This is a genomic window from Allobosea sp. NPDC055332 (assembly GCF_053645455.1).
This window is the reverse complement of sequence record NZ_JBSHMO010000002.1, coordinates 340264-354082: the sequence shown is the minus strand read 5'-3', so window position 1 is coordinate 354082 and position 13819 is coordinate 340264. Positions and strand designations below refer to the sequence as shown.

Below are 13819 nucleotides of genomic sequence, written 5' to 3'. Positions count from 1 at the left end.
GCGACGCGTTCAGGGCCTCGCCATGATCAATCCGGCGCCCGGCCTCGGTCGCCTTGCGCATCATCTCGGTGCAGGACGGAGCCGATCGCATAGCGGCCCTTGCTGCGGACCTGGACGCGCCAGGACCCGGAGGGGAGCTTCGCGAAGGTGGCAGGCGTCGAAACCTGGCGTGCCATAGCGTATAAAAGCGCACACGAAACGCCGCGCGTGCACTGATTTACAAGAGAAAAATGCTGGAAGATCAATATCTTAGATTCTCCGTCGCACCGATGATGGATCGGATAAATTCGTAAATTATTTCAAGTGGTTATCTGGCTTCCGTGTGCAAATCCTGTGCACGCATGTTCTACTTCTCTTCGCTTTTCTTTCGCGTCCGGTGCTATCCACAGACAGCGTGGCAACCGATAAAACGCGCTAAGGCCACACGTTTCAAGCTCAAGGATTTGCCACGCGCGCAAAAGCTCGCCGATGTTTTGCTCTCCGAAGAAAAAGGTTACACGTTCGAATCGTATCGGGGCGCCATGCAGGATAAAATTGCAAAGATTTGTGTATTTAAAATAGCCATATAAGCAGCAATGCCTCCCTCGGCAGGCTCGCTTGCCCCACACGGCCTGGAAGTGTCTAGGGACGGTCTCCGTTAGAAGCCGGCCATACCGGCTATTTCTTCGCGACGACCGTTTTATTGAAAGCCTCGATAATTGCCGCGCGATTGGCGTTAATTTTGTTCCAGTCTGGCAACGCCAGGCTCTTGATCGAGCCGTCAGGCCCCCAGGGCATGCGCTGCTTCGCATTGTCCGTCAGCGCGACGCCTGTGGTCGCCGGGCCGACATAGATCTTCTCGGCCATGCAGGTCGCCGGCAACTTGCCGATGGCATAGTTCATGAACGTCTCGGCCAATGCCTGCTTCTTACTGTTGGCGACCAGATGCAGCCGAATATCGCCGCCGATCGCGCCTTCCTTCGGCACGACGAATGCGATCGGCAGCTTCTGGTCACGCATGGCGTAGGCGGAACTGGCGTAATGGGCGCCGACGATCGCCTCACCGCTCTGAAACAGGTTGGTGCCGGCGCCAGCTGTGTCGAAATAGGCTGAGACCTTGAGCTGCTTCAGCTTCTCGAATGCCGGCGTGACATTGTCCGCGTTGCCTCCGACCAGCCCGGCCAGATGCACGATGAAGGGGACGCCCATGGCGTTGGACGGGCTGGGGAACGTGACCGCTCCGGCAAATTCCGGCTTCCAGAGATCCAGCCAGGAGGTCGGCGCCTGCTTGATGTCGCGCGTGTTGTAACCCAGCCCGAGCGAGTAGAAGCCCGTGCTGACGGCGAAGAGCCTTCCGTCGTCACCCTTGTAGACGCCCTCGGGAAGCATCCCCGCCACCGCGGGAACTTTGGCGGGATCGATCGGCGCAATGACGCCGTCGGCGGCCGCGATCTCGGACACGCCACCATCGATCCAGACGGCGTCGAGCGAAGGCGCGCCCTTCTGCTGGCGCAGCTTGCTCAGCGTTACGCCCGAGACGCCCGGCTCCGGCGTGACTTTCACCCCGGTCTCTTTCGTGAAGGGATCGATGATGCAGGCCTGCATCGCAGCCCCCCATTCGCCGCCATAGGTGGCGACGGTGATGGTTTCCTCGGCTACAGCCATCGTCGTGAAAGCTCCCGCCGCCACGAATGAAGCCGCGCCGACGAGCAATTTTGTTTTGAAGCGTGCCATAGTCTCTCCTCCGCCGTTCTGGCATTGTCCTCTGAGAGGGACATGAGGACCCGGCAGGTTTCCAGCTTCAAATTGAAATCCAAGGGTCTGAGATAACTTTTCGCTATGAACATCCGGCAGCTCGAGGCTTTCAAGACCATCATGGAGCTCGGCAGCTTCACCCGGGCGGCCGAAAAATTGAATCTCTCGCAGCCGGCCGTCAGCAAGCTAATCTTTCTGCTCGAGCGGCGCTGCGGCTTTGCCCTCTTCCGTCGCCTGAAGAACGGCGTCGTTCCGACGGCGGAGGGGCAGATGCTCCATTCGGAGGTCGAGCGGGTTTTCCTCAGCGTGGATTCCGTGTCGGCCCGGGCGCGCGCCATCAAGAATTTCGACTATGGCGAGATCAATCTGGTTTCCTATCCCTCGCTTGCGGCGCGGGTTCTGCCGCCGATCCTCGGTGGCTTCCTGGCCACCCGGCATGATCTGAGGATCGAGATGTCGAGCCGGAATTCCTGGCTCCTCGTCGAATCCGTCGCGACCCAAGGGTTCGACCTGGGCTTCGGCATGTTCGCTCCCGAGCGGTCCGGCGTCCGCTTCGAGAAGCTGTGCTCGATGAAGGCCGTTTGCGTCCTCCCGCCGGATCATCCCCTTGCGGCTCGCGACGTGATCACGGCGAAGGACCTGCATGGCGAGCGCTTCATCGGGATGGTCGACGAGGACCGCGCCCAGCTCGAGATCGACCGGGTTTTCGCCGAGAGCCAATCCGATCGCAACATCGTCATCAAGGTCCAGCTCACCGAGGCCTGCTGCTCCTTCGTCGCGGCCGGCGTCGGCGTGTCCATCGTCGATCCGCTGAGCACCGAAGGCTTTCCCGCCAGCCAACTGGTCGTCAGGCCGTTCCGCCCCGTCGTGAATTTCAACGTCTGGGTCGTCACGCCCAGCTTCCGGGAACCGTCACTCGCGACGCAGGCCCTGATCGAACATGTTCGCGCCAATCTAGAGGCCAAGATCGCGGCGATGGCGAAGATGATCGGTGATCCCCCATAGGAATGGAAACGCCGTTCCCGACATTGGCATATCCTTGAGTTATGGCTGACACGCCAGAAGCGATTTGACCCTGACGGAGCCCGCTCCCTGAATGGAGGCGTCGAGAACGCGGATCATCGCGGGATCGATCATCTTCGGATCGAGCGGCGGATCAAGGTCAACATGTCCGGTATTACCGTGCTAACGCCTACGGGCACTTTGGGTTATGGTTTCGGCGAGGAGGCTCTCGCGCGGGGCATGTCGCTCAATCCCGCCGTCATTGCAGTCGATGCCGGCTCCACCGATCCAGGCCCGCATTATCTCGGCTCGGGCAAGCCGCTGGTCTCCGATGTCAGCATCAAGCGCGAATTGACCGCCCTGATCCGCGCCGGGCGGCAGGCGGGCATTCCGGTCATCGTCGGCAGCGTCGGCGGCGCCGGCTCCGGCATCCAGGTCGACCGGACCGCTGCTCTCGTCCGCGACATCGCCAAAGAGAACGGCTTCAGGCTGAAGCTCGCCACGATCCGCTCGGACATCCCGATCGAGCGGGCCAAGCGCGCTGTCGCCGCGGGCGAGGTCGTCGATTTCGAAGCCGGGCATGAGCTGACGCAGGAAGCCCTCGACAAGACCGTGACGCTCGTCGCCCAGATGGGCCATGAGCCGATCTGCGCTGCACTCGATGCCGGCGCCGATGTCATCATCGCCGGCCGCGCCTGCGACGACTCGGTCATAGCCGCGTATCCGATCTGGAAGGGCGCTGACCAGGCCCTGGCGATCCATATGGGCAAGATCCTCGAATGCGGGGCCTTCTCGGCCGAGCCTTTCGCGATGGACGTCATGCTCGGCACCGTGCACGCGGATAGTTTTGTGCTGGAGCCCGGCAGCATCAAGAGGCGCGCTTCGGTGAAGTCGGTCTCCGCCCACTCACTCTACGAGCGCGAGAACCCGTTCCATCAGGGCGGCCCTGGCCACGAGATCGATCTCTCGCGATGCTCGTTTGAACAGCTCGGCGAAAGACAGGTGAGCGTCAGGGGCGCGACGCTGACCGAGACGAAGGACTATTTCGTCAAGCTGGAAGGCGCCCGACTCGCCGGCTATCGCTCGATTTCGATCGCCGGCATCCGCTGCCCCACGGCCATCGCGGCGCTCGACGGCATTCTCGAGCAGCTCAAGGCCAGAGCGGTCGACTACTTCGCGCCCTCGCCCATTGCGATCCAGTTCCATGTCTATGGCCGCGACGGCGTGATGAAGGAGCTGGAGCGGGACCAGACCCTGCAACGGGAGGTCGGGCTCGTGATCGAGGTTACGGCCGCGACGCAGGAGCTGGCGCATGCGGCCTGCCATCAGATCAGCGGCGCCATGCTCCATCATCATTATGAGGGCATCATCAACCCCTCGGGCAATCTCGCCTTTCCCTATTCGCCGTCCGACCTTGATGTCGGCCCCGTCTACGAGTTCAGCGCCTATCACCTGATGAAGGTGGCTTCGCCGACCGAACTCTTCCCCGTCAGCATCGAGGAGCTGTGAGATGAGCGCCCGTCCCTTGCGCGAGATCGCGGATATCGTCCGCAGCAAGAACGCCGGCCCCTACCGCATCACCTTCGACATCCTGTGCAAGGAGAAGGCGAATTACGAGCTCATCCGCTCGTCCGGGGCGGTCACGGCGGACTCCGTCGCAGCCGCCTATGGCCTCGGCGTATCCGAGATCTCGTCCTTCTTCGAGATCGATATGGCCAACGCCATCAAGATCACGATCAAGCGGCCGCGGGCCCAGGGTTCGGCAGGCGAAGGCGACATGTATGGTTGCCAGCAGCATGTTCCGCTCATGAACATGCTCGTTCCCACCTCTTGAAAGCTGCACGAGACTTCGGATCGTCCATGAGCAACGGCTACATCAGGGTCGAGCATCTGACGAAGCGCTACGGCGACCTCGTCGTGCTGAACGACATTTCCCTCGATGTCGCCGAGGGCGAGTTCCTGGCATTGCTGGGCCCCAGCGGCTGCGGCAAGACGACTCTCCTGCGGGCGATCGCCGGCTTCGTCGAGTTCGGCGACGGCGATATCCTGATCGACGGTCGTTCGATGAAGCGCCTACCGCCCAATCGCCGGCCGGTGAACACCGTCTTCCAGAACTACGCCCTGTTTCCGCACCTGACCGTCGCACAGAATGTCGGTTTCGGGCCGCGCCGCGCCGGCAAGGGCGCAGGCGAGGTGGCACCGATCGTCGAGGAATGCCTCGCGACCGTCGGGATGAGCATCTATGGCGAGCGCTTCCCGTCGCAGCTTTCCGGCGGGCAGCAGCAGCGCGTGGCGCTGGCGCGCGCGATCGCCAATCGTCCGAAGGTGCTCCTGCTCGACGAGCCGCTCGGCGCGCTCGACCTGAAGCTGCGCAAGCAGATGCAGATCGAGCTGAAGACGCTCCAGCAGCAGCTGGGCATCACCTTCATCTTTGTCACGCATGATCAGGAGGAGGCCCTGGTCATGGCCGATCGCGTCGCCGTAATGGATGCCGGCCGCATCGCCCAGATCGGGTCCGGCCGGGACATCTATCATGCCCCCGCCGAGCGCTATGTCGCCGACTTCATCGGAGATGCCAATCTGTTGCCGGCTACCGTCGCGGCGGATGGCTCTCTCGCCATCGGCGCGCTTTCGATCGCGGCCCGTCACGAAGCGAAGGCCGGCAGCAGGACGACCTATCTGCTCCGCCCCGAAGCGATCCGGGTAGACCGTGCGCAAGATCCCTCCGCCGATCGGGTTTGCGTGCCGGCCCGCGTGCGGGAGATCGCATTCGCCGGCGGCATCATCCGGATTTACGCCGTCTCCCGGGACGGACAGGAGATCGTCGCGCAACAGACCACGCTCGCGGGCGACTCGCCGATCGCCGTGGGCGACGAGATCGTGCTGTCCTGGCACCGCGACAGTGGCCGGGTCCTAATCAAATGAGCCCGCGCATCGCCCGCTTCACCGCAAGGGAGGCCTTACCATGAGGATACGCAACGGCTGGGCCGCCCTCCTCGTCGGCGTGCCGCTCGCCTTCATGGCCGCCTTCTTTCTCGTGCCCTTTTTCGTGGTCGTCCTGGCGAGCTTCCAGACCAAGGACGGCGCCTGGAGCCTTGCGAACTACGCGCGGATTCTGGGGGACAGCTACTATCCCGGCATCCTCTTCATCACCTTCAAGCTCTCGCTGATCGCGACGCTCGTCTCCTTCGTCATCGGCTATCCGATCGCCTACTACATCGTGAACATGGTGCGCAGCCGGATGGCGCGGCGCATCTGCTACATCCTCGTGATCATGCCGCTGTTCACGAGCAATATCGTGCGCTCCTTCGGCTGGATGATCCTGCTCGGCCGCCAGGGCCTGGTGAACACCACGCTGATGGCGCTCGGCCTTACCGATCGGCCGCTCCCGATCCTGTTCACCGAGCTCAGCATCGTCATCGGCCTGACCTATATCCTCGTCCCCTTCATGGTGCTGACCGTCGCCGGCGTGCTGCAGACCATCGACCGGTCGCTGGTCGAGGCTGCGCTCGATCTGGGCGCGAACCGTTTCGTCACCTTCGCGAAAGTGACGTTCCCGCTCAGCCTTCCCGGCGTTGTGGCGGGCTCGTTGATCGTGTTCACGCTGGCGGTCAGCGCCTATGTGGTGCCGAGCATCATGAGCGGCGGCCGGACCGTCGTCATGGCGATGTCGATCTTCGAGCAATACGGCTCGCTGTTCGACTTCAACTTCGGCGCGGCGCTGGCGGTCGGGCTGCTCGCCGTCACGCTCGTCCTGATCGCGCTCTATTTCCTCTTCATCGAACGGCAGCCGACCGGTCGCCAGGCGGTGCGCGCATGATGACGTTTTCGGGACGGATCGGCCACTTCCTGCTTCTCGCCTTCGTCTGGGCAGGCCTGGCCTTCCTGACCATCCCGCTCGCCATCATCATCGCGGTCTCCTTCACCGAGACCGAATACCTGACCTTCCCGCCGCAGGGCTTCACCTTGCGCTGGTACCGGCAGTTCCTCGCCGACACCTCCTATCTCGACTCGATCGGGCTCAGCGCCTCGATCGCGCTCGCCTCGACGGCCATCGCGCTCCTGATCGGCGTGCCGACGGCGCTTGCGATTACGCGCAGCAAATTGCCGGGCATGAAGCTCGTCAGCACGATCTTCCTGGCGCCGCTGATCCTGCCGACGATCGTGATCGGCGCGGCCCTGCTCCAATATGCCAGCATGCTCGGCTTCGCCCGCAGCTATGCGGCGCTCCTGGCCGGCCATGTCCTCATCGTCGTCCCCTACATCCTGCGTACGGTGCTGGCATCGCTGGCGCGCTTCGATCAGACGCTGGAGGAAGCCAGCCTCGATCTCGGCGCCTCGCCCGTCTCGACCTTCTTTCTGGTCACCTTGCCGATCATCAAGCCCGGCCTCGTCGCCGGGGGGCTCTTCGCGCTGATCATCTCCTGGATCAATGTCGAGCTCAGCATCTTCAATGCGACGGCTTCGCTGATGCCCATCCCCGTGAAGCTGTTCAACTACGTCCAATACGCGATCGACCCGATGGTCGCGGCGATCTCCGCCGGGACGATCTATGTCGCGATTGTCGCCGTCATCCTGCTCGATGTCTTCGTCGGCATCGACCGGGTGGCGGCTCCACCAAAATAGCGGCGAGAGCCGCGCAAAATCCCTCCAGAAAGCGAGCCATCATGGAAGCGCACGCCCGAACTATGCCTGAAGCCGCCCTGTCGGACCTCAAGGTGCTCGAACTCGGCTCGATGTTGGCGGGGCCTTTCGTCGGCTCGATGCTTGCCGATTTCGGCGCGAGGGTGGTCAAGGTCGAGAAGCCCGGAAAGCCCGACGCCCTGCGCGAATGGCCACCGCACAAGGATGGGGCCGCGCTTTGGTGGAAGACCATGGCGCGCAACAAGCACGTCATTTCCCTCGACATCTCGCGGCCGGAGGCGCGGGAGATCGCACTGCGCCTAATCGGTGAAAGCGACATCGTCATCGAGAATTTCCGCCCGGGCACGCTTGAGCGCTGGGGACTCGACCCGGCCGAACTCTCGCAGCGATTTCCGCGCATCGTCTGGGTGCGCGTCAGCGGCTGGGGGCAGACGGGCCCCAATCGCGAGCAGGGCGGATATGCCACGATCGCCGAAGCCTTCTCCGGCCTGGCCTCCTTCACCGGCCACCCCGACAAGGGGCCGACCGTTTCGGCCTTCCCGATGGGCGACTATCTCGCCGGCGTCTTCGGCGCCTTCGGAGCCCTCGCCGCCATCCACCGGCGCGAGCGCAGCGGCCGCGGCCAGGTCGTCGATGTGGCTCTCTACGAACCGCTGTTGCGCATCATTGAATCTGTGATCGTCCGCTACGACCAGACCGGGCAGAAGAAGCCGCTGCTCGGCAACCAGATGGAGGAGGACGTCCCGCGCAACGTCTATGCGACGGCCGATGGCGGCGCGATCGCGATCAGTTGCGGCTCGCAGAGCATCTATAACGGGCTCATCGACGCCATGCAGAGGCCCGATCTCAAGAGCGATCCGCGTTTTGCCACCATGGCCGACCGCGTGATCCATCGCGATGCCATCGACGCGGAAGTGGCGGCCTGGCTGAAGGCGCAACCGACGGCGGTGGCGCTCGAGAAGCTCGTCGCCAACAAGGTCGTCGCCGGCAAGATCCACGACATCGCGGACGTGCTGAGCGACGCCCATGTCGCCGCCCGCGAGGCGATCCATACGCTCGTCGATGAAACGCTCGGATCGATGCGCATGCCGGCGCCCGTCCCGAAGCTCAGCGAAACCCCGGGTGACATCCGCTGGTCGGGCCGCGATCCCGGCGCGTCCAACGACGAGGTCTTCGGCGGGTGGCTCGGGCTTTCCGCGGTCGAGATCGAAGATCTCAGGCGCAACCACATCATCTGAGGCGGTCATGACAAGCAATATCGGCATCGCCGGCTACGGCCGCACCCCCTATGAGAAGCGCACCACGCGCACGCTCTTCTCCTTTCTGGCCGAAGCGGGCCGGAACGCGCTGGCTTCGGCCGGCCTGACCTTCAAGGATGTCGACGGGCTGGCCATCTCGTCCTTCGAGCTGCCGCCGGACAATACCGTCACTGCAGCGGAGCAGTTCGGTATCTCCGTCTCCTGGGCCTATCTTGGCACCGCCGGCAGCGCCGGCCCGGTGGCCAGCATCATCAATGCCAAGCACGCCATCGAGAGTGGCCAGGCCACGACCGTGCTCTGCATCGCCGGCGACAACTACGATGTCGGTGGTCATTTCAAGTTGATGGACAATTTCAGCCGCGGCCTGCGCAATTACGGCACCCCGCTCGGCTTCGGCGGCGCGAACGGCCTGTTCGGCATCATCCAGCGCAAGCACTCGGAGACCTATGGCACGCGGCGCGAGGATCTCGGCCGCATCTCCGTCGACCAGCGCCGCAGCGCGCAGCGCAACGAGCATGCACTGCTGCGCGGCCCGCTGTCGATCGACGACTACATGAACGCCCGCGTCATCGCCGACCCGATTTGTCTCTACGATTGCGTGCTGCCCTGCGCCGGCGCTGAGGCCGTGGTCGTCACCACGCTCGACCGCGCCCCGGCCGGAAAGGCCGTCCGCATCCTCTCGGGCTTCGAGCGCCACAATCATCCGCCGATGGAGATTGCTCCGCTCTGCGGCGGCTGGGAGATCTTCGCGGGCAAGCTCTACGACAAGGCCGGCTTCGGCCCGCAGGACATGGATTTCGTCCAGCTCTATGACGACTACCCGATCATGGTCGCGATCCAGCTCGAGGATCTCGGCTTCTGCCGCAAGGGCGAGGTCAGCGCCTTTCTGGCGGCCAACAGCTTCTCCTGGGACGGCAGCCTGCCGCTCAATACCGGCGGCGGCCAGCTCTCCTGTGGGCAGGCGGGCATCGCCGGCGGCTTGCTCAGCGTCACCGAAGCGGTCTGCCAATTGCGCGGCGAGGCCGGCGACAGGCAGGTCGCCAATGCCAGGCGCGGTCTCGTCGCAGGCTACGGCATGGTCGGTTATGGCCATGGTCTTTCCGCCAGCAGCATCATCCTGGAGGTCGTGCAATGACTGCCGAGATCGCCTATCCCCAACCGTACGAAGACGAGGACAACGCCCCCTTCCTGGCCGGCTGGCGTGAAGGCAGGCTAATGCTCCAGCAGAGCCGCGATGGCGGCCCCCTGTTCTTCTACCCCCGGCCGATCTGTCCCTATACCGGTTCGGCCGACCTGATCTGGCGCGAGGTGTCCGGGCGCGGCAGGATCGTATCCTTCTCGCTGATCACCCGGCCGAACCACCCCTCGTTCAACGCGGAAGTGCCGATCGTTCTCGCCGAGATCGCGCTGGATGAGGGCGCCAGCCTGCTCGGTCGGGTCGTGGAGGTCGATGCGGCCTCGATCGCGAGTGATGCTAAGCTGGAATTGCTATCTCCCGACGAGGCGCGGCGCTACCCGCTGCCAGCTTTTCGACCCGCTAAGTGAGGCCGAGTCGATCACGACCAGCGTTAATGTAGCCAACACCGAGGCTCCCAGGCCCTGCACAGCCCGCGCGGCATGTAGCGAGGCGCCGTCCCCCGCAAGGCCGCCAATGACGCTCGCCACAGTGAACAGGATCAGACCGCGCTGAAGCACCTGCCGGCGCCCACAGAGAGCGCCGAGCCGGGCGGCGTGCAGCGTGAAGCCGCTGAGTGCGATCAGATATGCGCCGCCCGCCAATTGCTGGCCGATCACGGAAAGCCCGAGATCGGCCGCCATCGCCGGCAGTGCCACGTTCACGATCGCCCCGTCCATCACCACCATGGTGGAGAACAGGCAACCGATCACAATGGCGGACCAGAGCGGGACGCCGGATTTGCGCAAGGATGGCCGGAGCGCAGCGGGCCATCTTCAATGCCGGCGCGACGCCTCACCCGCAAGTACCCAAGCCCCTTGGATGTCTCGTGTCTCATGGGGAGAAATGCCTCTTGTGCAAGGCAATTACAAACGATATAGTGTATTTAGAAACAAGGTATTGTAATGAAATACAATCAAGCTCGTTCCGGGCTGTGGACTATGCGCTGCAAATGGCGGGCAGTGCGCGCTCAACGGTCGCGCTGGAGCGAGCCCAGCGAGACCGCAGAAGCATTCAGTCGTGATCGACCACTTTTCGAGGGCGCCTTCGGATTTTCCAATGTTCAGAACAGTTTACACAAATGGCAAGTGGCTTCCCGAAGCATCGGCCAGCGTTTCCATTTTCGATCGCGGTTTTCTGTTTGGAGACGCAGTCTATGAGGTGACAGCCGTTGCGGCTGGCAAATTGCTGGACTTTGATGGGCATTTTGCCCGCTTGCAAAATTCTTTGGCTAAATTGGAGATTCCGTCTACCGTTGACAGAAATGGGTTGCTGGCGCTCCACAGAGAGATCGTCAAACGGAACGGACTGACCGAGGGTCTAGTCTATCTACAGATCTCCCGTGGAGTTCAAGATCGTAGTTTTATATTTGATACGACACTAGATCCGACTATTGTGATATTCACGCAGTCGAAATCCGTACTCAATAATCCGAGGTGGGATTGCGGAATTGCCGTTCGCAGTGCCGTTGAAGGGCGGTGGAACAAGCGCGACATAAAGTCAGTTCAGCTTCTTTTTTCTTCCATCGCCAAAGTTCAAGCAAATCGCGACGGATTCGATGATGTTGTCTTCGTCGAAGACGGCTTAATCACCGAAACTTCTTCGGCAAATTTCCATATCGTGACGGATGGCGGAAGTCTCGTCACCCGCGAGCTGTCGAGGGCTTTGTTGCCAGGCATCACGCGCAGCTCGATCGTTGAGCTAGCGCGCGCAGCTCAGATCCGCGTGGAGGAACGCGCATTTGATCTTATCGAGACAGCGGAGGCCGCGGAGGCGTTTATCACCGACTCCGTCAACCTGGTGATGCCGGTCGTGTCGATCGACGGCCATAAAATTGGGGCTGGGATGCCGGGCCCTGTCACCCGCCGACTCCGTGGTCTCTATCTCGAAGATCGCCTCGCCAGAGGTATCGACGTTATTGCATGACTTGCGCCGAATTGAGCGCAACGAGCAGCATGAAGGGAAGCAACATGATCGATACCAACAACATCCTTAGGTTTCCTGAAGTAAAAAGCCGCGTCTCGTCGGAGGAGTGGCAACAGCGTGTCAACCTGGCCGCGGCATTTCGGCTGTGTGCCTACTTTGGGATGACCGATCAGATTTACGCTCATCTCTCTGCTAAAGTCCCCGGCTCGACGGATAAATATCTGATTAATGCCTACGGACTTCTCTTTGAGGAGGTCACGGCCTCCAATCTCGTGACCGCCGATACCAGTGACAATATCTTGGATGACCCGACTGGCATGGGCGTCAACTCGTCCGGTTTCGTCGTGCATGGAGCGATTCATAAGGTTCGCCCCGACATGAAGTCGGTGATGCACACTCATACGAAGGCAGGCGCTGCGGTGTCGGCTCACCGACGCGGGCTGCTGAACTTATCCCAACATGCGATGCGTTTTCACAACCGCGTCGGCTATCACGACTACGGCGGCACGGCGACGAACCATGATGTTCAACAGCGTCTCGGCAACGACCTTGCTGATTACAACGTGCTCATCCTCAGAAACCACGGCCTCCTGACCGGAGGCAAGGAGGTCCGCGAGGCCTTCGAGCTTATGTATTTCCTTGAGTTTGCGTGCCAAATTCAGGTTGCTGCGCTTGCTGGCGGTGATGCCGTTGAATGTGATGACGCCACCGCCGAAAAAACCGCCTCTCACTTCGACAAGCCTAATCGTAGCGGCACAACCAAAGACTGGCCTGCGCTGTTGAGAATGCTTGATCGGATCGACCCCAGCTTCCGCGAATAGAACGGGATTGGACAGTGGCACCGATCAACATTCAGGACATGCAGGCGCTCGCGAAAAAGCGTCTGCCGCGCCTGCTTTACGATTATCTCGACGGGGGATCATACGATGAGGTGACGCTCAGAGCGAACATCTCAGACTTGGCAGAGCTTCGGTTGGTCTGGAGGGTCTTAACCGACGTGAGCAAGGTCGATTTGAGCACGACGGTTTTCGGCGAACGACTGTCGATGCCACTGATCCTCGGCCCAGTAGGGTCGCTGGGGGTTCTAGCGCGTCGCGGGGACATTGCTGCCGCAAAAGCAGCTGAAGCCTGCGGAATCACGTCATGTTTGTCGACCGCCGCGATTTCCTCCGTCGAGGAGGTTGCCGCGGCGAGGAAGGAGCCAATCTGGTTCCAACTCTACGTTATGCAAGAGCCAGGACATTTCCAGGAACTAATTCGACGTGCGAAGGCTGCGAGATGTAAAGCTCTTGTACTGACGGTCGATTCGAACGTTCCCGCACAGCGCGAGCGTGATGTCCGGCACGGCTACGCATATACTGCCAAGGTAAAGCCTTCGAACGTGCTTGATATGTTGACACGAATTCGTTGGATGATCGACGTGCCGATGGGCCCCAAATTGAGTTTCGGCAGCATGCCGGGCGGAAAAGGCAACTTCAAGCGTATTATGTCCAAAGCCGGCGGTGGGCTGATCGATCGAACCCTGACTTGGGAGCATTTGAAGACGATCAGAGGGATGTGGGACGGTCCACTTGTGATCAAGGGAATCTTGTCCCCACACGACGCGGTCAAGGCGGTGGAGCACGGAGTCGACGGCATTGTCGTGTCGAACCATGGCGGTCGCCAAGTTGATGGAGCGATATCGACAATCAAGGCGTTGGGGCCTGTGGTCGATGCCGTCAACGACAAAGCCGTCGTTATGATGGACGGTGGCATCCGGCGTGGGCACGATATCATCAAAGCTCTGGCGATGGGTGCGAAGGCTTGCTTCATTGGTCGTGGTTATGCCTACGGCCTGGCCGCGGATGGCCAGCGCGGCGTCGAGACCAGCATCGAGTTCTTCCGCAAGGAAATGTCCTCAAGTCTGGCGATGTTAGGATACGATAGCATCAGTCAGCTCTCGCGCGAATGTCTACATCGAGGCGATTGGCGCTTTTAGTATATAAAGTCATCTCTATTCGATATTATGTAATACGGGTTATATTTTTGACGCCAATATTGCGGCGTGTATTATAATTGTACGTGGAATTTATAGTATTAA

The 13819-nt window shown here is 61.6% G+C and carries 14 protein-coding genes; 12 read left to right on the top strand and 2 right to left on the bottom strand.

Going from position 1 to position 13819, the window contains the following annotated elements:
- Positions 1 to 657: 657 nt before the first annotated feature.
- Positions 658 to 1713: an ABC transporter substrate-binding protein gene (locus ACWIGM_RS10375; protein ID WP_454025862.1), complete on the bottom strand. Its 1056-nt coding sequence runs from the start codon at positions 1711 to 1713 to the stop codon at positions 658 to 660.
- Positions 1714 to 1818: 105 nt separating this feature from the next.
- Here ACWIGM_RS10375 and ACWIGM_RS10370 point away from each other — a divergent pair, with 105 nt between their 5' ends.
- The 9 genes from ACWIGM_RS10370 to ACWIGM_RS10330 all read left to right on the top strand — a co-directional run bounded on the left by ACWIGM_RS10370 (position 1819) and on the right by ACWIGM_RS10330 (position 10184).
- The gene (locus ACWIGM_RS10370; protein ID WP_454025861.1) at positions 1819 to 2739 is read left to right on the top strand and encodes a LysR substrate-binding domain-containing protein; all 921 of its coding nucleotides are present in this window, start codon (positions 1819 to 1821) and stop codon (positions 2737 to 2739) included.
- 237 nt (positions 2740 to 2976) lie between these two features.
- Positions 2977 to 4245, top strand: a complete 1269-nt coding sequence (locus ACWIGM_RS10365) for an acyclic terpene utilization AtuA family protein (RefSeq protein WP_454025860.1) — start codon at positions 2977 to 2979, stop codon at positions 4243 to 4245.
- A 1-nt stretch (position 4246) separates the two neighbouring features.
- On the top strand, positions 4247 to 4570 hold the full coding sequence (locus ACWIGM_RS10360; RefSeq protein ID WP_454025859.1) for a DUF4387 domain-containing protein: 324 nt from the start codon (positions 4247 to 4249) through the stop codon (positions 4568 to 4570).
- A gap of 26 nt (positions 4571 to 4596) precedes the next feature.
- Positions 4597 to 5661, top strand: a complete 1065-nt coding sequence (locus ACWIGM_RS10355) for an ABC transporter ATP-binding protein (protein ID WP_454025858.1) — start codon at positions 4597 to 4599, stop codon at positions 5659 to 5661.
- Positions 5662 to 5701: 40 nt separating this feature from the next.
- On the top strand, positions 5702 to 6556 hold the full coding sequence (locus ACWIGM_RS10350; protein ID WP_454025857.1) for an ABC transporter permease: 855 nt from the start codon (positions 5702 to 5704) through the stop codon (positions 6554 to 6556).
- Entirely contained in the window at positions 6553 to 7362 is an 810-nt protein-coding gene (locus ACWIGM_RS10345) for an ABC transporter permease (RefSeq protein WP_454025856.1), read from the top strand. The genes ACWIGM_RS10350 and ACWIGM_RS10345 overlap by 4 nt, the downstream gene beginning before the upstream one ends.
- A gap of 62 nt (positions 7363 to 7424) precedes the next feature.
- The gene (locus tag ACWIGM_RS10340) at positions 7425 to 8618 is read left to right on the top strand and encodes a CaiB/BaiF CoA transferase family protein (protein WP_454025855.1); all 1194 of its coding nucleotides are present in this window, start codon (positions 7425 to 7427) and stop codon (positions 8616 to 8618) included.
- A gap of 7 nt (positions 8619 to 8625) precedes the next feature.
- Positions 8626 to 9774, top strand: coding sequence for a thiolase family protein (locus ACWIGM_RS10335; protein WP_454025854.1), 1149 nt, complete (start codon positions 8626 to 8628; stop codon positions 9772 to 9774).
- The gene (locus ACWIGM_RS10330; RefSeq protein ID WP_454025853.1) at positions 9771 to 10184 is read left to right on the top strand and encodes a Zn-ribbon domain-containing OB-fold protein; all 414 of its coding nucleotides are present in this window, start codon (positions 9771 to 9773) and stop codon (positions 10182 to 10184) included. The genes ACWIGM_RS10335 and ACWIGM_RS10330 overlap by 4 nt, the downstream gene beginning before the upstream one ends.
- Here the strand turns inward: ACWIGM_RS10330 and ACWIGM_RS10325 are convergent.
- Positions 10128 to 10562 carry an MFS transporter gene (locus ACWIGM_RS10325; RefSeq protein WP_454025852.1) on the bottom strand — a complete coding sequence of 145 codons (435 nt, stop codon included), beginning with the start codon at positions 10560 to 10562 and terminating at the stop codon, positions 10128 to 10130. The genes ACWIGM_RS10330 and ACWIGM_RS10325 overlap by 57 nt on opposite strands.
- Positions 10563 to 10872: 310 nt before the next feature.
- Here ACWIGM_RS10325 and ACWIGM_RS10320 point away from each other — a divergent pair, with 310 nt between their 5' ends.
- Genes ACWIGM_RS10320 through ACWIGM_RS10310 form a run of 3 tightly spaced genes read left to right on the top strand, consistent with a single transcriptional unit; the run spans position 10873 to position 13717 of the window.
- On the top strand, positions 10873 to 11739 hold the full coding sequence (locus ACWIGM_RS10320; protein WP_454025851.1) for an aminotransferase class IV: 867 nt from the start codon (positions 10873 to 10875) through the stop codon (positions 11737 to 11739).
- A 44-nt stretch (positions 11740 to 11783) separates the two neighbouring features.
- Entirely contained in the window at positions 11784 to 12560 is a 777-nt protein-coding gene (locus ACWIGM_RS10315; RefSeq protein WP_454025850.1) for a class II aldolase/adducin family protein, read from the top strand.
- 14 nt (positions 12561 to 12574) lie between these two features.
- Entirely contained in the window at positions 12575 to 13717 is a 1143-nt protein-coding gene (locus tag ACWIGM_RS10310; protein ID WP_454025849.1) for an alpha-hydroxy acid oxidase, read from the top strand.
- The last annotated feature ends 102 nt before the right edge of the window (positions 13718 to 13819 follow it).

Bases quoted from the DNA above. Each gene is read 5' to 3' on its own strand.
- ACWIGM_RS10375 (WP_454025862.1), bottom strand. From the start codon at position 1,713: ATGGCACGCTTCAAAACAAAATTGCTCGTCGGCGCGGCTTCATTCGTG.
- ACWIGM_RS10370 (WP_454025861.1), top strand. From the start codon at position 1,819: ATGAACATCCGGCAGCTCGAGGCTTTCAAGACCATCATGGAGCTCGGC.
- ACWIGM_RS10365 (WP_454025860.1), top strand. From the start codon at position 2,977: ATGTCGCTCAATCCCGCCGTCATTGCAGTCGATGCCGGCTCCACCGAT.
- ACWIGM_RS10360 (WP_454025859.1), top strand. From the start codon at position 4,247: ATGAGCGCCCGTCCCTTGCGCGAGATCGCGGATATCGTCCGCAGCAAG.
- ACWIGM_RS10355 (WP_454025858.1), top strand. From the start codon at position 4,597: ATGAGCAACGGCTACATCAGGGTCGAGCATCTGACGAAGCGCTACGGC.
- ACWIGM_RS10350 (WP_454025857.1), top strand. From the start codon at position 5,702: ATGAGGATACGCAACGGCTGGGCCGCCCTCCTCGTCGGCGTGCCGCTC.
- ACWIGM_RS10345 (WP_454025856.1), top strand. From the start codon at position 6,553: ATGATGACGTTTTCGGGACGGATCGGCCACTTCCTGCTTCTCGCCTTC.
- ACWIGM_RS10340 (WP_454025855.1), top strand. From the start codon at position 7,425: ATGCCTGAAGCCGCCCTGTCGGACCTCAAGGTGCTCGAACTCGGCTCG.
- ACWIGM_RS10335 (WP_454025854.1), top strand. From the start codon at position 8,626: ATGACAAGCAATATCGGCATCGCCGGCTACGGCCGCACCCCCTATGAG.
- ACWIGM_RS10330 (WP_454025853.1), top strand. From the start codon at position 9,771: ATGACTGCCGAGATCGCCTATCCCCAACCGTACGAAGACGAGGACAAC.
- ACWIGM_RS10320 (WP_454025851.1), top strand. From the start codon at position 10,873: ATGTTCAGAACAGTTTACACAAATGGCAAGTGGCTTCCCGAAGCATCG.
- ACWIGM_RS10315 (WP_454025850.1), top strand. From the start codon at position 11,784: ATGATCGATACCAACAACATCCTTAGGTTTCCTGAAGTAAAAAGCCGC.